Raw genomic sequence first — 23545 nt, forward strand, 5'->3', positions numbered from 1 at the left:
GGGGGACACAGGTGCAACATCGCCTCCGATCACATGTTAGGATAGACAGGCCCTTCGCCACCCTGCGGCGGCACCCAGTTGATGTTCTGGTTGGGGTCCTTGATGTCGCAGGTCTTGCAGTGGACGCAGTTCTGGGCGTTGATCACGTAGGTGTCCTGCCCGTCCTTCTCCACCCATTCATAGACGCCGGCGGGACAGTAGCGGGTCGAGGGGCCGGCAAACACATCGTGCTCGGATGTCTTCTGCAGCTGCGGGTTCTTGACCTGCAGATGCACCGGCTCGTTTTCCTCATGGTTGGTGTTCGACAGGAATACCGAGGACAGGCGGTCGAAGGTCAGCACGCCGTCGGGCTTCGGATAGTCGATCTTCTTGTGCTGCGCTGCCGGCTCCAGCGAGGCGGCGTCGGTCTTGCCATGCTTGAGCGTGCCGAAGATCGACAGGCCGAAGAGCTGGTTGGTCCACATGTCGAGACCGCCTAGGCCGATGCCGACGATCGTGCCGAAGCGCGACCAGAGCGGCTTGACGTTGCGGACACGCCTGAGATCCTTACCGATATCGGTGGCGCGCCAGGCGTTTTCGATCTCGATCGGCTCGTCATTGGCGCGACCAGCAGCAATGGCTGATGTGATCTTGTCGGCGGCGAGCATGCCCGACAGCACGGCATTGTGGCTGCCCTTGATGCGCGGCACATTGACGAAGCCCGCCGAACAGCCAATCAGCGCGCCGCCCGGGAAGGACAGTTTCGGCACCGACTGATAGCCGCCTTCGGTGATGGCACGAGCACCATAGGAGATGCGCTTGCCGCCTTCGAACGTGCCGCGGATCGCTGGATGCGTCTTGAAACGCTGGAATTCCTCGAACGGGAAGAGATAGGGATTCTTGTAGTTGAGGTGCATGACGAAGCCGACGGCGACCATGTTGTCCTCGAGGTGGTAGAGGAACGAGCCACCACCGGTGCGCATGTCAAGCGGCCAGCCGAACGAATGCTGCACGAGACCCTGCTTGTGGTTCTCGGGCTTGACCTGCCAGAGTTCCTTGATGCCGATGCCGAACTTGGCGACATCGCGGCCCTCGTCGAGCTTGAAACGCGAAATCAATTGCTTGGCGAGCGAGCCGCGCACGCCCTCGCCGATCAGCACGTATTTGCCGAGCAGTTCCATGCCGCGGGCAAAGTTGGGACCCGGCTCGCCGTTGCGCTCGACGCCCATGTCGCCGGTCGCCACGCCGATGACGGCGCCGACATCGTTGTAGAGCACTTCGGTTGCGGCGAAGCCCGGATAAATCTCCACGCCGAGCTCTTCGGCCTTGGTGGCCAGCCAGCGACAGACGTTGCCGAGGGAGACGATGTAATTGCCGTGATTGTTCATCAGCGGCGGCATCATGAAATTGGGCAGGCGGATGGAACCGGCGGGGCCGAGGAAGAGAAAATGGTCCGCCGTCACTTCGGTCTTGAAGGGATGGTCGGCCTCGTCGCGCCAGTTGGGCAGCAGCTTGTCGATGCCGATGGGATCGACGACGGCGCCCGACAGGATATGCGCGCCGACTTCGGCACCCTTTTCCAGCACCACGACCGAAAGCTCCGGATTGTTCTGTTTGAGGCGGATCGCGGCCGACAGCCCGGCGGGGCCCGCGCCGACGATCACCACGTCGAACTCCATGCTCTCGCGTTCGGGAAGGTCCATTTCGCTCATCTGCCTCAACTCCAGTCGCCGGCTTTGGGCACCGGCATAGAAAAACACTCCGTCTTTTGTCAAATCGGCTTGGGCTTGTCGAGCCGATTAGCGGCAAAATCATGCGGGTCTGAGGCTTATATATCTTTGCTCCAGAACCTCTTCATAGAGATTTCCTATAGCGCCAATCACCTCGAGCGCCTAACTGTGATCCAGTTGGCATTGCGGCTGTATAAAGACGTGCGACTCTGCGGTGGAGTCGGGGAGATGGAAACCATGAACATCCTGAAGATTGGACTCACGGTCGTCGGCATTCTGTTGTTCCTGCTGGGGCTGTTGTGGGCCTCGCAGGGCTCTGGTATCTTACCCTATCCAGAGACGAGCCCGATGATCAACCAGTCGCCATGGATCCTCAGGGGCGCAACCCTTGCCATCGTCGGCATAGCAATGGTGTGGATTTCAAGACGCCTGCGTTAGAGGCGCGAGCACCAAACCCAGCGCATAGCAGCCGTGCGACCTTTCGCGCTTGCCATCCCGCGCTCGGCGTGGCATGAGGCCGACCCTTGAGCTGCCGCAGTGCAGCAAACTTCCTCATTCAGCGCGACTTGCGCGGGAGAACGCTCATGGCGTCAGCCCTTGGCCTCGACTTTGGCACCACCAACACCGTCATGGCGGTCAAGAACGGCGTAGGCACGCAGTCGATCGGCTTTGACAGCCTTGCCGGCCATTCCGACAGCATGCGCACGTGCCTGTCCTTCATGAAGGGTGCCCAGCGAGATGTGCTCGATGTCGAAGCCGGTGGCGCGGCGATCCGGAAATTCATCGACAATCCTGGCGAGAGCCGCTTTCTACAGTCGATCAAGACCTTTGCGGCAAGCCCGCTTTTTCAGGGCACGCTTATCCACGCTCGCCGGCATCAGTTCGAAGATCTTATGGAGGTCTTCCTTCAACGTCTCTCGACTTACGCAAACCACGATTTCGCCAAGGACTATGCACGCATCGTCGTCGGTCGCCCGGTCAAATTCGCGGGCCACAACCCCGACGAGACACTGGCGGCAGAACGCTACAACACTGCACTTGGCCGGCTCGGATTTCCCGAAGTGCATTTCGTATATGAGCCGGTGGCGGCGGCGTTTTACTTCGCCCAGCATCTCGAGAAGGATGCGACGGTGCTGGTGGCCGATTTCGGCGGCGGCACGACTGACTATTCGATCATTCGCTTCGAGAAGCATGCCGGTAAGCTGACTGCAACGCCGGTTGGGCATTCGGGTGTCGGCGTTGCGGGCGATCATTTCGACTTCCGTATCATCGACAATGTCGTCTCGCCGCAGATCGGCAAGGGGAGTCATTTCAAGAGTTTCGACAAGATCCTTGAAGTTCCGTCGAACTACTACGCCAATTTCGGCCGCTGGAACCAGCTGTCGATCTTCAAGACGCTGAAGGATTTCCAGGAGTTGAAGAAGCTGGTTCGCTCAAGTCTCGAGCCGGAAAAACTAGAGAACTTCATCGACCTGATCGAGCATGATGAAGGCTATCCGCTCTATCAGGCCGTATCGGCTGCCAAGATGCGGCTGTCGGAAGCCGAGGAAACCGAATTCTACTTCGCGCCGCTTGGCAACGACAGCAAGCGGACAATCCGCCGCGCTGACTTCGAAACCTGGATAAGCGACGATCTCAAGGCAATCGAAGGCGCGCTTGATGAAGTGCTGGTCAAGTCGGGCATCGTGCCCGGTGCCATCGACAAGGTGTTTTTGACCGGTGGCACCTCCTTCGTGCCGGCCGTGCGCAAGCTTTTCGAGGCACGCTTTTCCAAAGATAGAATTGAGAGCGGTGGCGAACTTCTGTCTATCGCCCATGGCCTGGCATTGATCGGCGAAAACGACGAGATCGACCGCTGGACGACGAATGTCGCGAGCAATAGCCCTGCGGCAAGAAGCGCCAACGCCAGCGCCTGACGCTTTCCGGCTATTGTTCAAGCCTCAAAAACCCTATTGGAATCAAGTGAAACTGCATCTCGATTCACGGAGCGGGGGATGATCGAGGGTCTTCGCGCCGTATCGACTTTGCTGGTCACGATCCTCATCGTCATGACCGGTTTCGGCGTCGCCAGCTATATCGTGCAGATCCGGGCGCTCGGCGAAGGCTGGACCGCGCAGGACATATCCTTCATCGGCGCCGTCTATTCGCTGGGCTATACGATCTCGTCGTTCGTCACGCCGAAGTTCATCCGCCGCACCGGCCACATCCGTGTCTTCGCCGCCTATATCGCAGCGTTGTCGATCTCGATCCTGCTGTGCTCGCTGGTGCCAAATCCCTATGCGTGGATGGCATTTCGTGGCCTGTTCGGCTTTGCGATGGCCGGCTCCTACATGATCATGGAAAGCTGGATCAACGAGAAGGCGGCCAACGAGTATCGCGGCTTCATGTTCTCGGTCTACATGATCGTCGCCATGGCCGGGTCGATCTTTGGCCCCTACATCGCGGCCTGGGGTGATGCTCAGACCACGACGCTGTTCATCGTTGCGGGCATCCTGTTTTCGGTGGCGATCTTTCCGATTGCGCTGTCCTCCGCCTCGTCGCCATCGGTGCCGACCGAGGTGGGCTTCGATCTCAAGGGATTGTGGCAACGCTCGCCGGTCGCTTTCGTCGGCACGTTTCTGGCTGGTGTCATATCTGCGGCATGGATGAATTTCTCCGCCGTCTACGCGACAATGTCAGGACTGTCGGAAACTGGTGGCGCCAACATCATCGCCGCTGTCATTCTCGGTTCGATGACCGCACAGTTTCCGCTCGGACGGATTTCGGACTATGTCGATCGTCGCAAGGTGATGGTGGTCTGCGGCGCATTCGGGGTCTGCGCGTCCTTGTGGATGGTGTTTGCCGATGCTCGGCATGAATACATGCTTTACGTCGCGGCCTTTGCTGCCGGTATGGTGATCTTCCCGATCTATTCGCTGTGCGTCGCCCACGCCAACGATCTGGCGGATCCTGGTGAATATGTGCGTATTTCCAGCGGTCTGACGGTGCTCTATGGGTTTGGCGTCATTGCCGGCCCGCTGTTGGCAGGCCAAGCCATTTCCCGGCTAGGTGCGCCGGGGCTGCCGCTGTTGCTGACGATCACCTTCGGCATGTTCGGTGGTTATGCCGCCTGGCGTATTGTTCGCCGGCCGAGCTAAGGCGTCAACGACTGGTCCTTGCGGGCGGTGTCGATCATCCGCCGGCGTTCGCGATAGAGAATGAAAATCCCGGCCCCGATCACGATCACCGTACCAACGAGCAAGGTCTCGTCCGGCAACTCATTGAAGAAGAAATAACCGATGATCGTGCCCCAGATGATCGAGGTGTATTCGAACGGGGCAACGGCGGAGACGTCGGCGTAGCGATAGCTCTCGGTCAGCAGGATCTGCGCCACTCCACCGATCAGGCCAGCGCTGATCAGCATCGATGCCGCCGGCAACGAGATGGCATTCCAGCCGAAAGGCAGCGTCATCAGCGAGAAGACGGTGGCGGAAAGCGAGAAGTAGAAGACGATCGTTGGCGTGCCCTCGGTGCGCACCAATTGCCGGACATGCACCATGGCAATTGCCGAAAGGGCTGCGGCGCAGAGAACGGCGAGCGCGCCCGTCGTCGCCCCGACACCGAACGTACCTTGCCGGATCATATCGAGGCGCGGCCAGAGAATGATCACCACGCCGATAAAGCCTGCAAAGACGGCACCCCATCGATAGCGGTGGACGTCTTCCTTCAGCAACACTGCCCCGGCGATGACGGAAAACAGCGGCATGGCGTAGCTGATCGCGATCGATTCCGGCAGCGGCAGGTGAACGATGCCGTAAAAGCCAAGCGTCATGGCGCAGACACCAATAAAACCACGATAGAAATGTCCGATGGGATTGGCGGTCTTGAAACCAGTTTTCAATTCGCCCCTCAGAGCCAGCCACGCCAGGATTGGGATCATGGCGAAGAAGGAGCGGAAGAAAGTGATTTCGCCTGTTGCGAGTCCCTTGCCACCCTCCTTGATCAGTCCCTGCATACAAATGAACAACATGATCGACAGCACCTTCATGGCAATGCCGCGCAGCGGGTTGGCGATGGTCTTGTCCATGAAGGCGTCCGGGAGAATCTTTGGCGAGGAGAGCCTCCACTTTAGCCGCCTCGGCAGTGTGGGTACAGGAGAAATCCCTAAAAGCGAATTTCCCCAAAAATGGTCACCCGCATAAAGAAATTTTTATCCATAATATAATACTATAAGTTGCATAAATTGTGTGCAATTCGTTTAAATATTAGGCATCTCGGCGGAGATGCGAGGGGGTTTCATGTCTCTCGCCAGAAAAAGCGTTACCAAGACCGACGAACACATCGCCTCGCCGCGTGCAATGCGGATCATCACCGATCGCATCGCCGCCGATCTCGACAGCTACGGCGAGAACAATTCGTCCGTCGTCAAACAGATCAAGCTGCTCGCTATCAACGCGGCGATCGAGGCCGCACGAGCCGGTGACATGGGCAAGGGGTTTGCCGTTGTGGCATCAGAGGTGCAGCGGCTTGCTGATATCTCGGCAAGTCTCGCCGGACGGTTCCAGGAAAATGTCTTGGGAAGGATCGGCATCGGCCGCGACATCGCCGAGGCGCTGGTAAGCCAGATGGAGGGAGAGCGGCTGGTCGATCTGGCGCAGACGCTGGTGCAGCTCATCGTCCGCAATCTGTTTGAGCGGACAGCCGATGTGCGCTGGTGGGCAACCGACAATGCGCTTTGGGAAGCGCTCGCCAATCCCAGCGACGGCGCCTTCCATCACGCATGCAACCGGCTCGGTGTCATCAACAAGTTCTATACCGTCTATCTCGATCTGGTCGTCACCGACCGGCAAGGACGGGTCGTGGCCTCCGCCAACCCGAAATTTCGCAAGACGATTTTGAATAACAGCCTTGCCGGAGACGGGTGGGTGCGAAATGCGCTGGCGACGAAATCCGGTGAAGAATACGTCGTGGGGGATGTCGAGCCGTCGAAGCTGCACGCTGGCAGGGATTGCCTGGTCTACGCGACGGGGATCCGCGAGAGAGGACAATCCGACGGGCAGTCGCTGGGTGCGCTTGGCGTCTATTTCGACTGGCAGGAACAGGGGATGGCGATCGTTGAGAAAGAGGCGAACCTACCGCCTGTGGTTGCCAGCAGGACAACAGTACTTCTGCTCGATGGCACGGGAAAGGTGATTGCGACCACCAGGCCAGAGCTTCTCTATCAGCATTTTTCCCTGGATCATCGCGGCCAGGCGCGCGGCAGCTACTATCTCCCCAATGGCAGCATCGTCGCTTTCGCCAGGACGCTGGGCTATGAGGATTATGACGGACTCGGCTGGTCGAGCGCAATTATCCAACAGACGGACAGTGATGAACTTATCCGTCGCCAACTCGGCATTTGACCTCAGGCGGCAACGCCCACCTTGGCGCCATTGATTGCCAGGCGGACGCCACTGGCATCTTGGGCGCATCGGTTGGAGGACACGTTGCGCGCCGAACAGGAAAACCGTTATCAACCAACCGTGTCCCGCCAATCGACAATAACTGGAGTGCAGGATATTGCATTTCCAGAAGATGCAGGCACAACATGCGCAATATCGAATTCTGTCCCATTTCGGGATTGGCTTAACGATAATGCAGTGATTGGCATCGATAATGCCGCCGGGAATTGCGTTATTTCGTTTCGCACAGATCCGAAATGCGGCGCAGGGAGACGGCTCAACACGAGAAAATGGCCACTGCCATTCGGGACACAATAATGGAAGCCACTGCTGGTCAGGTCATTCACCTGGCGGACTATCGCCCCACCGATTTCGTGCTGGAACGCGTGGATTTGACTTTCGAGCTGGATCCGAGGGAAACGCTGGTCATCCAGCGCTCGCTGATGCATCGGCGGGAAGGCGTGGCAGACGACGCACCGCTCGTGCTCGATGGCGACGATCTCAATCTGAAAGCGGTGGCGATCGACGGCAATCCCATAGAGGACGATCAGTACACCGTCACAGCAAACTCGCTCGTGATCCGCAATCTTCCGATCGGGGTGACCTTTGAGGTCACGGTCGAGACGATCATCAATCCGGAAGCCAATACCAAGCTTATGGGGCTTTACCGGACAAACGGCACCTACTGCACCCAGTGCGAGGCAGAGGGCTTCCGCCGTATCACCTATTTCATGGACCGGCCAGATGTACTGGGCGTCTACACGATCACCATGGTTGCGGAAGCGTCTGCCAACCCGGTGATGCTGTCGAACGGCAATTTCCTGGGCGCCGGCGACTACGGTGACGGCCGCCGCTTTGCCGTATGGTTCGATCCGCATCCGAAGCCGAGCTATCTCTTCGCGCTGGTCGCCGGCGATCTCGGCGTCGTCGAAGATACGTTTACGACCATGACCGAGCGCGAGGTCACGCTGAGGATCTATGTCGAGCACGGCAAGGAAGCCAAGGCCGCCTACGCCATGGATGCGCTCAAGCGTTCGTTGAAGTGGGACGAGGAAACCTTTGGCCGGGAATACGATCTCGATATTTTCATGATCGTCGCGGTGTCGGATTTCAACATGGGCGCCATGGAGAACAAGGGGCTGAATGTCTTCAACGACAAGTACATCCTTGCCGATCCGGAGACCGCTACCGATCAGGACTATGCCAATATCGAGGCGATCGTCGCCCACGAATATTTCCACAACTGGACCGGCAACCGCATCACCTGCCGCGACTGGTTCCAGCTCTGCCTCAAGGAAGGCCTGACGGTTTTCCGCGACCACGAGTTTTCGGCCGACCAGCGCTCGCGCCCGGTCAAGCGCATCACCGAAGTTCGCCACCTGAAGGCCGAGCAGTTCGCCGAAGATGCTGGCCCGCTCGCCCATCCGGTACGGCCGCAGGTCTATCGCGAGATCAACAATTTCTACACGACGACGGTCTATGAAAAGGGCTCAGAAGTGACGCGGATGATCGCGACGCTTTTGGGCCGGCCTACCTTCCGCAAGGGCATGGATCTCTATTTCGAGCGTCATGACGGCCAGGCCGTCACGATCGAGGATTTCGTCAAGTGCTTCGAGGATGTCAGCGGCCGTGATCTCGGCCAGTTCTCGCTCTGGTACAATCAATCGGGCACGCCGCTGGTGTCGGTTTCGACCGCCTATGACGCCGCGGCAAAATCGTTCAAGCTGTCGCTCGAGCAGACAATCCCCCCGACACCCGGCCAGCAGACCAAGGAGCCGATGCACATCCCGCTCGCCATGGGCCTGATCCTGGAGGATGGCAGCGAAGCACCGGTGGCCGGCGTGACTGGTGGCGAATTTGCCGATGGCGTGCTGCATCTTACCGAACGTCAGCAAACCTTCGTGTTTCCCAATGTGGCAAGCCGGCCGGCGCTGTCGCTGAACCGCAGCTTTTCCGCACCGATCAACCTGCATTTTGACCAGCCCGTCGCCGATGTCGTGCATATCGCGCGCTATGACGGCGATCTCTTCTCGCGTTGGCAGGCTATCAATCACCTGGCGATCCAGGACCTGACGCAGGCAGTCAGGACCGTCAGCGAAGGCGGCTCCGCGATTGCGAGCGAAGCGCTGGCTTCCATTCTTGCGGCCACGGCTGCAGATGACGCGCTGGAGCCGGCCTTCCGGGCCCAGGCGCTGGCGCTGCCAAGCGAAGCCGACATTGCTCGCGAAATCGGCAATGATATCGACACAGATACGATCCATATCGCCCGCGATGCCGTGATCGCCTCGATCGCCACCGGCATTGCAAGCCAGTTGCAATCTCTTTACGACACCATGCGGGCGGACAACGCCTTCAGCCCGGACGCCGCGAGTGCCGGCCGCCGGTCGCTCAAGAACTCCGCTCTGACGTGGCTCTCCTATGCGGAGGCTACGCCGGAACGTGCGGCTAAGGCATTTGCCGGCGCCAATAACATGACTGAGCTCGCGCACGCGCTGACCATCCTCGCCCATCGGTTCCCCGGTTCTACCGAAGCGGAAAGCGCGATTGGTTCGTTCGAAGAAAAATTCAGCGCCAATGCGCTGGTTCTCGACAAATGGTTCATGATCCAGGCCACGGTTCCTAGCGAGACGACGCTGGCGCGCGTCACTGAACTGATGTCGAGCCGCCATTTCGCGCCGAACAATCCAAATCGCCTGCGCTCGTTGATCGGTTCGTTTGCCATGGCCAACCCGACCGGCTTCAATCGCGCCGACGGCGCTGGCTATGCCTTCCTCGCCGACAGGATCATCGAAATCGACAAGCGCAATCCGCAGGTCGCGGCACGGATCCTGACCTCGATGCGCTCTTGGCGTTCGCTGGAAGCTGGTCGTGCGGCCCATGCCAAAGCGGCGCTTCTGACAATAGACCGATCCGGCCTGCTTTCGACCGATGTGCGCGATCTTATCGACCGGATGCTAAAATCCTAAAAAACATGGTTTCGCCAGGCTTGCGGTCGAAAAAATTTGCGAGTCATTTGAACGGGTTAAAAAAGCTTTAAGAACTGCGTCTGGACAAGGCGATTCGGCAGTGATTCATTAGCTATGATTCGGGCGGGCGGCGTCCCGAATGCATAGCAGAATCAAGGCGGAACAGATGACGGATGCGCGGCGGGGAAGCGTAACCGGCGACCGGCTCAGACATGGCTGGATTGCGGGGATCGAACGGGTCATCGGCGAAAAGGCGAAGCAATTTGCGGCGCCGGGAAAGATCGAGATATCGCGCGCCGAACCTTTGCTCAAACGTTCCATTCCGATCCTGATCACCGCATTCCTGCTGGTGGTCGCGGCTTCGCGCATTTTCGGCATTTATGGCGAAGTGGTGCGGCTGGATTCGACGGCGCGGCTGCAGACCGAACTGATGGGCTCGACCATTTCAGCTGCCTTCACGGCGCGCGGCGACCTGCTGGAGCGCGACAAGCAGGATGAGGCCGGCCGCTATCTGGTCTCCATCCTTCCGCAGAACCACGCTTTTCTCACGACGCTGGCGCTGATTGCCGATCGGAGCGGTGTCATCATCGCGGCGACGCCCCATTCCGAATACTACGAGGGCCGCTACATCCAGAGCATCGTGCCGCAGCTTTATGCTGACGCCAACGATAGCGGCGAAATCACCAAGCTCGGCGGCGCCGACCATTTTACTGACTTCCGAATCCTGGCTGGCAAAAGTGGCTACGTCCTTGCGGCAACGCCGACGGCCGGCATCAGCGAACGCTGGCGCGAAGAAGTATCGCTGAACGTCACGCTGTTCACCGGCATTTCGGCGATCATCCTCGTCATTCTCTATGCCTATTATACCCAGGCGAAACGCGCCCGCGACGCCGATGACATCTTCGTCGAATCCAACATGCGGGTGGAGTCGGCGCTGTCGCGTGGGCGCTGTGGTCTCTGGGATTTCGACATGGTCGATGGCCGGCTGTTCTGGTCGCGTTCGATGTACGAGATGCTCGGCATGCCGCCCAAGGAGGATGTGCTGTCGTTCGGCGATGTGGCGCGGATGATGCACCCCGATGACCGTTCGGTCTATTCGCTGGCGCGTGGCATCGCCCGCGGCGACCTGATGCAGGTCGACCAGGTGTTCCGGATGCGCCATGCCAACGGCCACTATGTCTGGCTCAGGGCGCGCGCGCAGATCATTCAATCGACGTCACGCCGTGCCCACCTCATTGGCATTGCCATGGATGTCACCGAGCAGCACAAGCTCGCGCAGCGCTACGCTGAAGCCGACCAGCGGCTGGCCGACGCGATCGAATCCACGTCCGAGGCCTTCGTGCTGTGGGACAAGAACGATCGATTGGTGATGTGCAACGCCCACTATCAGCAGGCCTATGGCCTACCCGACCATGTTCTAGTGCCTGGTGCGGAACGCTCGGTCGTGCATGCCGCTGCGTCGCGTCCGGTGATCGAGCGACGGCTGGCCGACCCCGGCCAATGCCAGTCGCAGACGACCGAAGTTCAACTCGCCGATGGCCGCTGGCTGCAGATCAACGAGCGTCGCACCCATGACGGCGGGCTTGTGTCGGTCGGCACCGACATCACGCTGATGAAGCGGCACCAGGAGCGCCTGCGCGAATCCGAACGCCGTCTGATGGCGACGATTGGCGACCTCTCGGCCTCACGCGTCAAGCTTGAGCGGCAGAAGTCGGAACTTTCAACCGCCAATGCAAATTATCAGGCGGAAAAGGAACGCGCCGAAGCGGCCAATCGGGCCAAGTCCGAATTCCTCGCCAACATGTCGCACGAGCTCAGGACACCACTCAATGCCATCCTCGGCTTCTCGGAGATCCTGCAGAACCAGATGTTCGGACCGCTCGGCAGCGACAAGTACTACGAGTATTCCTGCGATATCCACGACAGCGGCAAGCATCTGCTGAACGTCATCAGCGACATCCTCGACATGTCGAAGATCGAAGCGGGTCACCTGATGATTCAGACAGAGCGGACGAATTTGTCGACTCTCATAGAGGAAAGCCTGCGGCTGGTGACGGTCGCGGCGCAGCACAAGCAGATCTCGTTGGAACAGAAGATCGTCGGCGATCTCAGCCTGATGGCCGACCGCCGGGCCATGAAGCAGATCCTGCTCAACCTGCTCTCCAACGCCGTGAAGTTCACCAATCCCAAGGGCCGCGTCATCGTCCGCGCCAAACGCGTGGCAGGCTCGATCTGCCTGACGATCGCCGATACCGGCATCGGCATTCCCAAAGCCGCGATGCAGAAAATCGGTCAGCCGTTCGAGCAGGTGCAAAGCCAATATGCCAAGACGCAAGGCGGCTCCGGCCTCGGCTTGGCGATCTCGCGCTCACTGACCCAGTTGCATGGTGGCGAGATGAAGATTCACTCCCGCGAGGGCCGGGGCACCATTATCGTCGTCAGGATTTAGACTTTGTTGACGTGCCGACCGTCCGCTTGAAAATCTTGCGGACGGACTGGGAGAAGCGCTTGATCTCGCTTTCTAGCACCTTCAGGTCGGGAACTTCGCTGATCTGGCAGAGCAATTCCTTAAGACCTTCCGGCGCCTCCTTGGGATCGAAGTCACCATCGATGCAGAGCCGGACGATTTGGGCGAAGTCGGAGTAGAGCTTCAGCGCAGCCCGCACCGTGTCGACATCCGCGCCATCCATCTCTTTCGCTCCGAAATGCGCCAGCGTCGCATCCGTCCCAGGCGCATGGCTGGTTGTGTCCAGCCCGCGTGCCGGTGCTACGAGCGTCAAGTATTGCGCCATGAATTCTATATCGACCAGACCACCCGGGATCAGTTTCACATCCCAAATGCTGGCTGGCGGCTTTTCATCCTCGATCATCTGCCGCATCTCGCCGACATCGGCGGCGATCTTGCCGATATCCCGCTTACGCGCGAGCACCCCACTGATGATCGTTTCCGCCTCGCGGCCAAGAGCATCGTCGCCTGCGATCAGACGCGCACGGGTGAGTGCCATGTGCTCCCAGGTCCAGGCCTCTTCCATCTGGTATTTCTCGAAGGCGCGAATACGCGTGGCGACCGGTCCCTTGTTGCCCGACGGCCGGAGCCGCATATCGACTTCATAGAGCACACCCTCAGCAGTGGGGGCAGAAAGTGCCGCAATCAGCCGTTGGGTCAGGCGGGAGAAATAGCGATTGGAATCGAGTGGCTTGGGCCCTTGGGATTCCGAGGCCGCATCGTCGTAATCGTAGAGCAGAATGAGATCGACATCCGAGCCCGCGGTCATTTCGCCGCTGCCGAGCTTGCCCATGCCGACGATCGCCACCTCGCCGCCGGGATAGGGGCCATGGACGGATTCAAGTTCAGTGCGCACGGCCGCGAGCGTTGACGTGATGACCAAGTCGGCAAGGTCGGTAAACGCCCTTGCCGCAGTCTGGCCACCAATGAAGCCGGTCAGCAGACGCACGCCGATCAGAAACTTTTGCTCAAAGGCAAAAATCCGCAGGCGATCAAGCGTTTCCTCAAAATGCCGCGCACCCGAGATGAACACCGAAAGGCGCTGCTGCAGGTAGGACCGTGTCGGCAACTCCGAAATCAGCGTCGGATCGAGCATGCCGTCGAAGACATGCGGCTTGGAGGAGATGATCGCGGCGAGCTTGGGCGCTGCCGACATGATCGTCGCAATGAGGGCGAGTAGCGAGGGATTGGTGGAAAGGAGGGAAAAGAGTTGGATGCCGGACGGCAGACCGGAAATGAACTGGTCGAAGCGCAACAATGCTTCATCCGCCCGCTTGCTTTGGCCGAAGATCTTCAGGAGATCCGGCATCAGTTCGGTTAGCCGCTCGCGGGCTTCCACCGATTGGGTCGCCTTGTAGCGACCATAGTGCCAGCCACGGATCGTCCGGGAAATATCCGCAGGCCGCTGGAAGCCCATCTTCTTCAGCGTGTCCAGCGTGTCCGGATCGTCCTTCTGGCCGGTGAACACAAGATTGCCAGCCTCGGTCGACAGCTTGCTTTCCTGTTCGAAGAGGCGGCCGTAGCGCTTCTCGACTGTCTTCAGCACCTGTGTCAGCGCCTTGGAAAACGATCCGGTATCCTCATAGCCCATCATGAAGGCGATGCGCCTCAGTTCGGCCTCCGACGTCGGCAGGCTGTGGGTCTGCTCGTCGTTGACCATCTGGATGCGGTGCTCGACCGCGCGCAGGAACCAGTAGGCCTCAGTCAGCTCATCGCGGGTCTCGCGGTCGATCCATTTGGCATCTTCCAATGCGGCAAGCGCCGTTTCGGTACTGAGCGTCCGAAGCTCTGGCATCCGTCCACCGGCAATCAGTTGCTGGGTCTGTACAAAGAACTCGATCTCGCGGATACCGCCGCGGCCGAGCTTGATGTTGTGGCCCTTCACCGCAATCTCTCCATGGCCCTTGTGGACATGGATCTGGCGCTTGATCGAGTGGATGTCGGCGATCGCCGCGTAGTCCAGATATTTTCTGAAGACGAACGGGACGAGTTCACGAATGAAGCGGTCCCCGGCAGCGATATCGCCCGCGATCGGCCTAGCCTTGATGAAGGCGGCGCGCTCCCAGTTCTGCCCCCTGCCCTCGTAATATAGGAGAGCAGCCTCGACCGGAATGGCGAGCGGCGTCGAGCCGGGGTCGGGCCGAAGGCGCAGATCGGTGCGAAACACATAGCCGTCGCCAGTGCGATCCTGCAGGATGCGGATCATGCGGCGGAGAATACGGGCAAATGTCTCGGTGCCGTCTTCCGGAACAGCCAGGATACCGGCGTCGGGTTCGTAGAAGACGACAAGATCGATGTCGCTGGAATAATTGAGTTCCCGACCACCCAGCTTGCCCATGCCGAGCACGATCACACCCGATGCCTGGGAAGGTTGGTCTTCGTTGGGAAGGATGAGCTTGCCGCTCTGATGCGCGGCCAGCAGCAGGTGATCGATTGCCGAGGCAACGCAAGCCTCCGCCAGGCTGGTCAGCCAACCAGTCGCCTCGGAACCATAGAAAAGACCGGAGAGATCGCCAATAGCGATGAGAAATGCAGCGCGGCGCTTGGCCTTGCGAAGCGCGGTCATCAATTCAGCTTCGATCGCGCCACGCCATGCGAGACGGGCGGTATCGACGGTTTCGCGCAGTGCCGCTCGGAGATCCGAGGTCAGCGCAACAGCAAGCAGCGATGGATCGACGCGAATAGCATCCCTGAGAAAGGGCGATAGCGTCAGCGCAGCGATGACGAACTGCTTGCGCTCGCTTTCCTCGGAAAGCATCTCGGCGATTGCCTGCTCTGACTTGGCCCAGTCCTTGAGATCGGCGAGAACCGACTTGATGTCCTGTTGGCTGAAAGGTTTCAGAGGATTGCGCTTGAGGTCATGAAGCCGCGCTTCCGGCGACGTCGCAACGCCACCAACATTTCCAACGATCATACCGCCTCCTCACGCCATGCCTGCAGGCTCTAACCGACCTTCTCCTCCGGGAAGATCATCGTCACAGCCAGTCCCCTATTGCTTACGGCATTCGGGTCGGTCGCGGCAAGCTCGATCCGACCGCCATGCAATTCCATCACAGCCACGGCGAGTGACAGACCCAAACCGGTGCCGGGCTTCGAGCGGCTTTCGTCGAGCCGGAAGAAGCGTTTGAGCACATCCTCGTATTTGCCTTCCGGAACGCCCGTTCCATGATCGGCCACCGCGAGCATGACATGCTTGTCGGCCATCTTGACCGAGATTTCGATTTCCGGCCGTTCGTCGTTCTCGCCGTACTTGATGGCGTTGTCGATGAGGTTGGAGATCGCTTGGCCGATCAATTCGCGATTGCCACGCACGGTGATGCCGGGTTCGATATCCATCATCAGTCGTATGTCGCGGTCTTCGGCGACAGGCTCGTAAAGCTCGGCGAATTCCGCCGCAATTGCGGAGAGATCAACCTCAGACATTTCGGCCGCAGCCGAACCAGCTTCTACGCGCGAGATCATCAGCAGCGCATTGAACGTGCGGATCAGTTGATCGGATTCGCTAATCACCTCTTCCAATGCCACGCGATATTCCTGGCCCTCGCGTTCGCCCGACAGCGCGCTTTCGGCCTTGTTGCGCAGTCGTGTGAGCGGCGTCTTGAGATCATGGGCGATGTTGTCGGATACCTGCCGAAGGCCTTCGTTGAGCTTTTCCATACGCGCCAGCATGGCATTCAGCGATACTGACAGACGGTCGAACTCGTCGCCCGCCCCTGTCACAGGCAAACGTTCGGAGAGGTCGCCGCCCATGATCTTCTGCGCGGCGATCGAAGTACGATCGATGCGTTTCAGAGCGTTGCGCCCTATCGCGAACCAGATGATCAACGCGCCCATGGCCATGATGCCGAGCGCCAGCGTCAGCGCGCGGCGCACTAGCAGTCGCGCATTCTCCGGCTCACCGAGATCGCGGCCGACGAGGATGCGCAATCCATTTTCGAAGAAGAAAACATGCGCGATCGCTGCGTGACGATCCTTTGATTTCTTGTCGTCGCCGAAGCGGTCATAGAGGAACGGCCGGTTCGTCCAACCCTCTTCGTCCAACACGCCGGGCTGGAGGCCCGCGACATTGCCAGCGAGGATCTCGCCATTCGGCCCGGCGATCACATAGAGATTGGCGCCCGGCTGGTGGGCACGGCTTTCGAGGAATTTCAGGAGCGCAGCGATGCCGCCCTGGGAATAGACCTCATCGAGCTGCTGGACCTCCTGGGCAACCGAATCCTTCATCCGCGCCTGCAGCTGAGTCTCCGAGACTTGCGTGACGTAGTAGACTAGGATGGCGGCGCAAGCAGCAAAGAGCAGGAGGTAGATGGCCGACAGCCGGACCGCGGTATTCTTGTAAAGCGTCAGCCACCGGCCGGGAACAGCCATCAGGCATCATCCTTGATCATATACCCCGCGCCTCGGATAGTGCGCAGCAGTGGCCGATCGAAATCCTTCTCGATTTTCGAGCGCAGACGCGAGACATGCACGTCGATGACATTGGTCTGCGGATCGAAATGATAGTCCCAGACATTTTCGAGCAGCATAGTGCGGGTGACGACCTGCCCGGCATTCTTCATCAGATATTCAAGCAACCGATACTCGCGCGGCTGCAGCAGGATTTCGCGGCCTTGGCGACGGACATCGTGCGAGAGCCGATCGAGCTCAAGATCGCCGACCTTGTAGACCATGTCCTGTTCTGGGTGTCCGCGGCGGCGGCCAAGCACTTCGACGCGGGCGAGCAGTTCGGTGAAGGAATAGGGTTTGGGGAGGTAATCGTCACCGCCGGCGCGTAGACCCGTGACACGGTCATCAACCTGTCCCAGGGCGGAGAGGATCAGCACCGGCGTGTTGATATTCTTCTTACGGAGATCCATGATCACCGACAGGCCATCCTTGCGCGGCAACATCCGGTCGACAACCAGCACATCATAGCTGTTTTCGGAGGCCATGAAGAGACCACTTTCGCCGTCGCTTGCATGATCGATCGTGTGGCCAGCCTCGCGAAATGCCTTCACGAGATAGCTCGCTGCATCCAGGTCGTCTTCGATGATGAGAATCTTCATTGACATAGGATATTCGCGAAAACAGGTGTCCGGAAGCCCTCCCCCCGGAATTCGGGGAAAGGGCAATATGAAATTCAGGCTTTGGCTTTGGATCAGCCGAGCGGCAGGGCGACGAAGCGGTTGCCGTTCTTGTCCTCGATCTGGAAGAGAGCCTTCTTGCGGCCGTCCTTCTTGGCGCCAGCAATCACCTTCTGGATGTCTGCGGCAGAGGTGACCTCCTGGTTGTTGACCGAGGTGATCTTCTCGCCCTGCTTCAGGCCCTTGTCGGCAGCATCCGAATCCGGATTGACCGAGGTGATCTGGACGCCGTTGCCATCATCGGCAGGGGCGACCATGATGCCGAGCTGATCGAGCGCCTGTTCGGCGGGCTGCGGCTGCGGCTGATCATCCTGCTGCGGCTGGGCAGAGGCGACGTTGTCGTCCGGCAGGGTGCCGAGCTTGACGCCGAGGCTCATCGCCTTGCCATCGCGCCAGACGGAGACTTCCACCGTCTTGCCGGGATCGAGCGAACCGATCTTGCGAGCCAGTTCCTTCGGGCCCTTGACGGTTTCACCATCGACGGCGGTGATCACGTCACCGGTCTTGATGCCGGCCTTTTCACCCGGGGAGCCAGTCTGCGGTTCGTTGACAAGGGCGCCGGCAGCTTCGGCGAGACCAAGTGAGTCAGCTACATCCTGCGTCACCGGCTCGATCTTCACACCTAGCCAGCCGCGTTCGATGTCACCACCCTTGATGAGCTTGTCGACAACGCCCTTGGCAACCGATGCCGGAATGGCGAAGGCGATACCGACATTGCCGCCAGATGGCGAGAAGATCGCGGTGTTGATACCGACCACTTCGCCCTGGAGGTTGAAGGTCGGGCCACCGGAATTGCCCCGATTGACGGCCGCGTCGACCTGCAGGAAGTCGTCATAGGGGCCCTGGCCAAGATCGCGGCTGCGGGCGGAAACGATACCCGCCGTCACGGTGCCACCGAGACCGAAGGGATTGCCGACTGCGACAACCCAGTCGCCGACACGCACCTTGCTGTCATCGGCAAACTGTACATAGGCGAACTTGCGCTTGTCATCGACCTTCAGGACTGCAAGGTCCGTGCGGGAATCGTGGCCCACCAACTTGGCGTCGAGTTCGGTGCCGTCGGAGAGAACGACCGTAAAGGCGCTGCCGTCAGAGATGACGTGGTTGTTGGTGACGAGATAGCCATCTTCGGAGATGAAGAAGCCGGACCCCTGCGAGGTCGGACGCAAGCGGGGCTTCGCATCCTTGTTGCCGAACTTCTTCCAGTGATCCTGGTCGTTGTTCTGGCCGGGCATCTGGCCACCGAACTGGTCATCGCCACCGAATTCCTTGAAGAAGCGCTTCAGCGGGTGATCGTCAGGAAGGTCGTTGAAGTTCGGGTTGCCGAAGTTGTAGCCTTCAGTGTCGGAAGCGGGCGTGGCGCGCGACTGGACGCGAACAGACACGACGGCAGGGGTGACAGCGCTGACGACGTCGGCAAAGCCCGGAAGCTGCGTCGCGCCTTCGACCTTGACCGCGGCGGCTTCGGCGGAGTGGATAGCCATCGGCACACCGGTCGCAAGGACGGCTGCGGCAACGCCGGCAATTGTTCCAGCCTTGAGGATGGATGAGAGGGACACGCGGGAAGCAATCTTACCGGTCATTTTCATTTTCCTTCGCTTGACTTGGAGCCGTTCGACTCCGGAGAAATCATTTGATGGGAAATCTCTAACGCGGTGCACCTTGCAGTATTCTTTCCAGCACATGAATGTTTCGTAATGTGACGGAATATTACTCCTTGAGGATGGCATCCAGCCTGGCCCGCTCATCTTCCGAGAGGGGAGGCACAGGTGCCGGGCGCGACCTCCTCAAGGCCTGGCGCAACAGCACCAGCCCTCCCACCAGCAGAAGAAGGATCGGCATGCCCCAGAGCAGCACCGTGTGGGCGCTGAGGTGCGGTTTCAGCAAGACGAACTCACCATAGCGCGAAACGAGGTAATCGAGCACCTCAGCATCGCTGTCGCCCGCCTTCAGGCGCTCGCGCACCAACAGTCTCAGGTCCTTGGCAAGATCGGCATTGGAATCATCTATCGACTGGTTCTGGCAGACCATGCAGCGGAGTTCCGCCGAGAGCGTGCGTGCCCGCGCTTCTAGTTTGGGCTCGGAGAGAACTTCGTCCGGATTGACGGCGAGCGCCGGGGTGATCGCAGCCAGCAGGAACAGCAGTGCAGCGACAACAATCCTCATTCCGCGGCCTCTGGTAAACTTGCCGGAACAGGCGCGGCCTTGGCGCGACGCGCGGGAGCGCCAACCCGCAACCGTCGATCGGAGAGCGAAACGACGCCACCGGCTGCCATGATGACTGCACCCAGCCAGATGCAGAGGATCCACGGCTTGTACCAGATGCGCACCACCAGCTTGCCGTCCTCGGTCTTGTCGCCGATCGACAGATAGAGCTGGGAAAGGCCGAATGTCATGATGCCGGCTTCGGTCGTCGGCATCTGGCGGGCGGTGTAAATGCGCTTGGCGCTGTTGGTTTCGGCGACCTGTGCACCGTCTTTGAAGACGGTGAAATGGGCGATATCCTCACTGTAGTTCGGCCCCTTGCCCTGCGTTTCGCGATCGAAGCGGATGGTATAGGCGCCGTTGATCGTCTCCTCGCCAGGTTTCATTTCGAGGATATGCTCGGTGGCCCAGGCGCTGACCAGGACGATGCCCAGAACAGAAATGCCGAGGCCTGAATGGGCGAGGGTCGTGCCGATGGCCGAGCGTGGCAGTCCGGCAAGCCGCCGCATGCCGTTGGCGAAACCCGCCTTGCCGAAACCGGCACGAAGCCAAAGATCGGTCAACGCGCCGAAGATCAGATAGAGACCGGCCACAACGCCAAGCATCGCCAGCATCGGTCCGTCGCGACGGACAAGCCAGACCACGATTGCGACTGCCAGCGCCACCACGAAGGCAATCATCAGCTTCCGCGACGCTGCGGCAATGTCACCACGCTTCCAGGCCAGGAGTGGTCCGAAAGGCAGCACCAGCATCAGCGGCGCCATCAGCCAGCCAAAAGCAATGTTGAAGAATGGCGCACCGACCGAAATCTTGTCGCCCGTCAGCGATTCCAGCAGCAGCGGATAAAGCGTGCCGGTCAGCACGGCACCGGTCGCCACCACGAGGATCAAGTTGTTGAGAACGAGCGCCCCCTCGCGGGAGACCGGCTGGAACAGCCCGCCCGGTGCAAGGCTCGGCGCGCGAAATGCGAACAGCGCGAAGGCCCCGCCAACAAACAATGCCAGAATGCCAAGAATGAAAACGCCCCGCGAGGGGTCGCTGGCAAAGGCGTGGACCGAGGTCAGCACGCCCGAGCGCACCAGGAAGGTGCCAAGCAGCGACAGCGAGAATGTCAGGATAGCGAGCAGAACAGTCCAGATCTTCAGAGCCTCGCGCTTTTCCATCACGAGAGCGGAGTGGAGAAGTGCCGTGCCGGCAAGCCAGGGCATGAAGGAGGCGTTTTCGACCGGATCCCAGAACCACCAGCCGCCCCAGCCGAGTTCGTAATAGGCCCAGTAAGAGCCCATGGCGATGCCGGCGGTCAGGAAGGTCCAGGCCAGCAGCGTCCAGGGACGCACCCAGCGCGCCCAGGCAGCATCGATGCGGCCGGAAATCAGCGCCGCGACCGCGAAAGAAAAACAGACGGAAAAGCCGACATAACCAAGATAGAGAAGCGGCGGATGGACGGCGAGGCCGAAGTCCTGGAGCACCGGATTGAGGTCCCGGCCCTCTGCAGGCGCGGGAACCAACTCGGCGATCGAGGTGGATCGGATGAAGGGATTGGATGTCAGCAAGATGAACAGCAGGAAGGCCGATGCGATCCAGCCTTGCACCACAAGGACATTGGCCTTCAGCACATCGGGCAGATTACGGCCGAACAGGGCTACCAAAGCCGAGAAGAACACCAGAATCAGCAGCCAGAGCATCATCGATCCCTCGTGATTGCCCCAGACGCCGGAGATCTTGTAGATCAGTGGCATCTTCGAATGGGAGTTTTCCCAGACGGTGATCAGCGAAAAGTCCGACGTGACATAAGCCCAGGTCAGCGTCCCATATGACATGGCCACGAGCAGCAGTGTCGCCAGCGCACCGGTCGAAGCGATCTCCATCAGTCGCGTGTCACCGCGGATCGTTCCAACGATGGGAACCAGCGCCTGAACCAGTGCAGTTGCGAGTGCCAGCGCCAGCAGGAAATGACCAAGCTCGATGATCACTTGATGGTCTCCTTGCCACTCAGCGCGACGCCCTTTTGCTTCAATCGATCGGCGACATCCTTGGGCATGTAGGTCTCGTCATGCTTGGCGAGCACACTGTCGGCTTCAAAGATCGGAGGGGTGCCGGCGCTCAGCTTGCCCTCGGCGACAACGCCTTGGCCTTCACGAAAAAGATCCGGCAGGATGCCGGTATAGGCGACGGAAATGGTGCTCAGCGTATCGGTCACCTCGAATGTCTCATGCATCCCCTGCCCGCGTTTCCAGGAGCCTTCCTTGACGAGGCCGCCGAGGCGAATGCGGGTCTCCGGCTGTACATTCGCCTTGGCCAGATCCGACGGGACGTAGAAATAGGCGACGGACTGGCTGAAGGCAAACATGACCAACAGCACGGCCGCCATGAGGAAGGCCAGGCCGCCGCCGATCAGGCTCAACCGCTTCTGCTTGCGGGTCATTGGATAACGTCCTTCGTCGGCAAACCCACCTCCTTGGCCAGTGACAACAGCGCCTTGCCATTGTCGCTGCCCGGCGGAAAGGCCGCAAGTCCCCTTTTCAGCGCATCGAGCGCCTTGCCGCGATCATTGAGCACGACATAGGAGCGGATCAGCCGCTGCCAGCCTTCGAAATTGGCCGGATCATTCTTCAGCCGAGCGTCCAGCGTTTCTACCATAGTGCGGATCATCTGGGCGCGGTCCTCATCGTTGAGGCCGGCCGCTGCTTCGACATCGGCGGCGTTGGGGTTGCCTGGCGCCTTGGCCTTGTTTTCCTTGGCGGCGGTGACCCGCTCAAGCTGCATGTTGACGATGTCGACCCAGCGCGCATCGGCGGGCGAATCCTTGAGGAGCGCATTGAATGCGGCCAGTGCCTCATCGAACTTGCCGGCCTGCGCATCAGCGAGCGCGAGATAGAACCGCGAGCGCGGATCCCTGGCATCAAGCGCGATGGCTTTCTTGAACGCATCCTTGGCGTCATCGCCGACCTGCCCACCTTGGTCCGCAGCCAGCGCCTCGCCGAGATTGCTGTAGCGCTCGGCAGTCGGACCGAGATAAGTCACGACGTTCTTCCAGGCCCTGGCCGCGTCGGCGGCGCGCATCTGGCGCATATAGATCGGCGCCAAGACTTCCCAACCCTTGCCGTCACCCGGATTGGTGTCGAGATGGGCTTCTGCCTTGGCAATCAGGATGTTGATATCGGGATCATTGCTTGCCATGCGCTCGGCGAGCGGCTGGTCCGCATCCATCGGTCGCCCCATCCGGTCGTAGAGAAAGCTGCCGACAATGGGGATCAGAAGACAGAGAAACCCGGTGATCGCAAGAGTAGCGGTTCGACGCGGGGCGATCGTCGGGACCGCAGCCGGGTTATCGCTTGCCGCGATCAACCGCCGGGCAATTTCCGCTTTTGCCTGCGCGGCCTCTGACGACGGCAACAAACCGGATTTCTCGTCCCGATCGACTTCATTCAGCTGGTCACGATAGACTTCGGCATCATTTGACGTGCCATTGGAATCATTCCTGCTCGTCCTCAACAGTGGTGAGGCGACGAACAGGGCGGCAAGCACCGCGAGCAAAATTGCGACGAACCAGAACATGGCGAAATCAACTACTTGATCGGCACGCGCATTCCAATGCGCTAGATCAAAGATAACG

General features: G+C 59.8%; 16 protein-coding genes. 6 read left to right on the plus strand and 10 right to left on the minus strand.

Going from position 1 to position 23545, the window contains the following annotated elements; translation table 11 throughout:
* Positions 1–29 precede the first annotated feature (29 nt).
* Positions 30–1691: an electron transfer flavoprotein-ubiquinone oxidoreductase gene (locus tag ACXHRN_RS15905; protein WP_488637283.1), complete on the minus strand. Its 1662-nt coding sequence runs from the start codon at positions 1689–1691 to the stop codon at positions 30–32.
* Between the two features lie 246 nt (positions 1692–1937).
* Between ACXHRN_RS15905 and ACXHRN_RS15910 the strand changes: the two genes are divergently transcribed.
* The 3 genes from ACXHRN_RS15910 (at position 1938) to ACXHRN_RS15920 (ending at position 4846) form a co-directional block, all read left to right on the plus strand.
* Positions 1938–2147 carry a hypothetical protein gene (locus tag ACXHRN_RS15910; protein ID WP_488637284.1) on the plus strand — a complete coding sequence of 70 codons (210 nt, stop codon included), beginning with the start codon at positions 1938–1940 and terminating at the stop codon, positions 2145–2147.
* A 146-nt stretch (positions 2148–2293) separates the two neighbouring features.
* Complete coding sequence (locus tag ACXHRN_RS15915; RefSeq protein WP_488637285.1) at positions 2294–3625, plus strand: Hsp70 family protein; 1332 nt, start codon at positions 2294–2296, stop codon at positions 3623–3625.
* 78 nt (positions 3626–3703) lie between these two features.
* A complete protein-coding gene (locus tag ACXHRN_RS15920) occupies positions 3704–4846 on the plus strand; it encodes an MFS transporter (RefSeq protein WP_488637286.1) in 1143 nt (380 codons plus the stop codon).
* Here the strand turns inward: ACXHRN_RS15920 and ACXHRN_RS15925 are convergent.
* Complete coding sequence (locus tag ACXHRN_RS15925; RefSeq protein WP_488637287.1) at positions 4843–5775, minus strand: DMT family transporter; 933 nt, start codon at positions 5773–5775, stop codon at positions 4843–4845. The genes ACXHRN_RS15920 and ACXHRN_RS15925 overlap by 4 nt on opposite strands.
* A 211-nt stretch (positions 5776–5986) precedes the next feature.
* Here ACXHRN_RS15925 and ACXHRN_RS15930 point away from each other — a divergent pair, with 211 nt between their 5' ends.
* The 3 genes from ACXHRN_RS15930 to ACXHRN_RS15940 all read left to right on the plus strand — a co-directional run bounded on the left by ACXHRN_RS15930 (position 5987) and on the right by ACXHRN_RS15940 (position 12544).
* Complete coding sequence (locus tag ACXHRN_RS15930; protein ID WP_488637288.1) at positions 5987–7090, plus strand: methyl-accepting chemotaxis protein; 1104 nt, start codon at positions 5987–5989, stop codon at positions 7088–7090.
* A 356-nt stretch (positions 7091–7446) separates the two neighbouring features.
* On the plus strand, positions 7447–10095 hold the full coding sequence (pepN, locus tag ACXHRN_RS15935) for an aminopeptidase N (protein ID WP_488637289.1): 2649 nt from the start codon (positions 7447–7449) through the stop codon (positions 10093–10095).
* 139 nt (positions 10096–10234) lie between these two features.
* Positions 10235–12544, plus strand: coding sequence for a PAS domain-containing sensor histidine kinase (locus ACXHRN_RS15940; RefSeq protein WP_488637290.1), 2310 nt, complete (start codon positions 10235–10237; stop codon positions 12542–12544).
* On the opposite strand, the gene ACXHRN_RS15945 is transcribed toward ACXHRN_RS15940, so the two are convergent.
* From ACXHRN_RS15945 to ccmI, 8 genes are all read right to left on the minus strand, one after another.
* Entirely contained in the window at positions 12534–15515 is a 2982-nt protein-coding gene (locus ACXHRN_RS15945; RefSeq protein WP_488637291.1) for a bifunctional [glutamine synthetase] adenylyltransferase/[glutamine synthetase]-adenylyl-L-tyrosine phosphorylase, read from the minus strand. The two genes, ACXHRN_RS15940 and ACXHRN_RS15945, sit on opposite strands and share 11 nt — an antisense overlap.
* A gap of 29 nt (positions 15516–15544) precedes the next feature.
* Positions 15545–16969, minus strand: coding sequence for a sensor histidine kinase (locus tag ACXHRN_RS15950; RefSeq protein WP_488637292.1), 1425 nt, complete (start codon positions 16967–16969; stop codon positions 15545–15547).
* Complete coding sequence (locus tag ACXHRN_RS15955) at positions 16969–17646, minus strand: response regulator transcription factor (protein ID WP_488637293.1); 678 nt, start codon at positions 17644–17646, stop codon at positions 16969–16971. Before ACXHRN_RS15955 ends, ACXHRN_RS15950 begins: the two co-directional genes overlap by 1 nt.
* 92 nt (positions 17647–17738) lie before the next feature.
* The gene (locus tag ACXHRN_RS15960; protein WP_488637294.1) at positions 17739–19307 is read right to left on the minus strand and encodes a Do family serine endopeptidase; all 1569 of its coding nucleotides are present in this window, start codon (positions 19305–19307) and stop codon (positions 17739–17741) included.
* 127 nt (positions 19308–19434) lie between these two features.
* Entirely contained in the window at positions 19435–19890 is a 456-nt protein-coding gene (locus tag ACXHRN_RS15965; RefSeq protein WP_488637295.1) for a cytochrome c-type biogenesis protein, read from the minus strand.
* Positions 19887–21902, minus strand: coding sequence for a heme lyase CcmF/NrfE family subunit (locus ACXHRN_RS15970; protein WP_488637296.1), 2016 nt, complete (start codon positions 21900–21902; stop codon positions 19887–19889). The genes ACXHRN_RS15965 and ACXHRN_RS15970 overlap by 4 nt, the downstream gene beginning before the upstream one ends.
* On the minus strand, positions 21899–22354 hold the full coding sequence (gene ccmE, locus ACXHRN_RS15975) for a cytochrome c maturation protein CcmE (RefSeq protein WP_488637297.1): 456 nt from the start codon (positions 22352–22354) through the stop codon (positions 21899–21901). The genes ACXHRN_RS15970 and ccmE overlap by 4 nt, the downstream gene beginning before the upstream one ends.
* A complete protein-coding gene (gene ccmI, locus ACXHRN_RS15980) occupies positions 22351–23487 on the minus strand; it encodes a c-type cytochrome biogenesis protein CcmI (protein ID WP_488637298.1) in 1137 nt (378 codons plus the stop codon). The genes ccmE and ccmI overlap by 4 nt, the downstream gene beginning before the upstream one ends.
* Between the last annotated feature and the right edge of the window lie 58 nt (positions 23488–23545).

The organism is Shinella sp. OV683 (assembly GCF_057787725.1).

Excerpts from the sequence above, each read along its gene's own strand:
- ACXHRN_RS15960 (WP_488637294.1), bottom strand. The coding sequence starts at position 19,307 with ATGACCGGTAAGATTGCTTCCCGCGTGTCCCTCTCATCCATCCTCAAG.
- ACXHRN_RS15945 (WP_488637291.1), bottom strand. The coding sequence starts at position 15,515 with ATGATCGTTGGAAATGTTGGTGGCGTTGCGACGTCGCCGGAAGCGCGG.
- ACXHRN_RS15910 (WP_488637284.1), top strand. The coding sequence starts at position 1,938 with ATGGAAACCATGAACATCCTGAAGATTGGACTCACGGTCGTCGGCATT.
- ACXHRN_RS15940 (WP_488637290.1), top strand. The coding sequence starts at position 10,235 with ATGCATAGCAGAATCAAGGCGGAACAGATGACGGATGCGCGGCGGGGA.
- ACXHRN_RS15965 (WP_488637295.1), bottom strand. The coding sequence starts at position 19,890 with ATGAGGATTGTTGTCGCTGCACTGCTGTTCCTGCTGGCTGCGATCACC.
- ACXHRN_RS15930 (WP_488637288.1), top strand. The coding sequence starts at position 5,987 with ATGTCTCTCGCCAGAAAAAGCGTTACCAAGACCGACGAACACATCGCC.
- ACXHRN_RS15925 (WP_488637287.1), bottom strand. The coding sequence starts at position 5,775 with ATGGACAAGACCATCGCCAACCCGCTGCGCGGCATTGCCATGAAGGTG.
- pepN (WP_488637289.1), top strand. The coding sequence starts at position 7,447 with ATGGAAGCCACTGCTGGTCAGGTCATTCACCTGGCGGACTATCGCCCC.
- ACXHRN_RS15950 (WP_488637292.1), bottom strand. The coding sequence starts at position 16,969 with ATGGCTGTTCCCGGCCGGTGGCTGACGCTTTACAAGAATACCGCGGTC.
- ACXHRN_RS15920 (WP_488637286.1), top strand. The coding sequence starts at position 3,704 with ATGATCGAGGGTCTTCGCGCCGTATCGACTTTGCTGGTCACGATCCTC.
- ACXHRN_RS15905 (WP_488637283.1), bottom strand. The coding sequence starts at position 1,691 with ATGAGCGAAATGGACCTTCCCGAACGCGAGAGCATGGAGTTCGACGTG.
- ACXHRN_RS15915 (WP_488637285.1), top strand. The coding sequence starts at position 2,294 with ATGGCGTCAGCCCTTGGCCTCGACTTTGGCACCACCAACACCGTCATG.
- ccmE (WP_488637297.1), bottom strand. The coding sequence starts at position 22,354 with ATGACCCGCAAGCAGAAGCGGTTGAGCCTGATCGGCGGCGGCCTGGCC.
- ccmI (WP_488637298.1), bottom strand. The coding sequence starts at position 23,487 with ATGTTCTGGTTCGTCGCAATTTTGCTCGCGGTGCTTGCCGCCCTGTTC.
- ACXHRN_RS15955 (WP_488637293.1), bottom strand. The coding sequence starts at position 17,646 with ATGAAGATTCTCATCATCGAAGACGACCTGGATGCAGCGAGCTATCTC.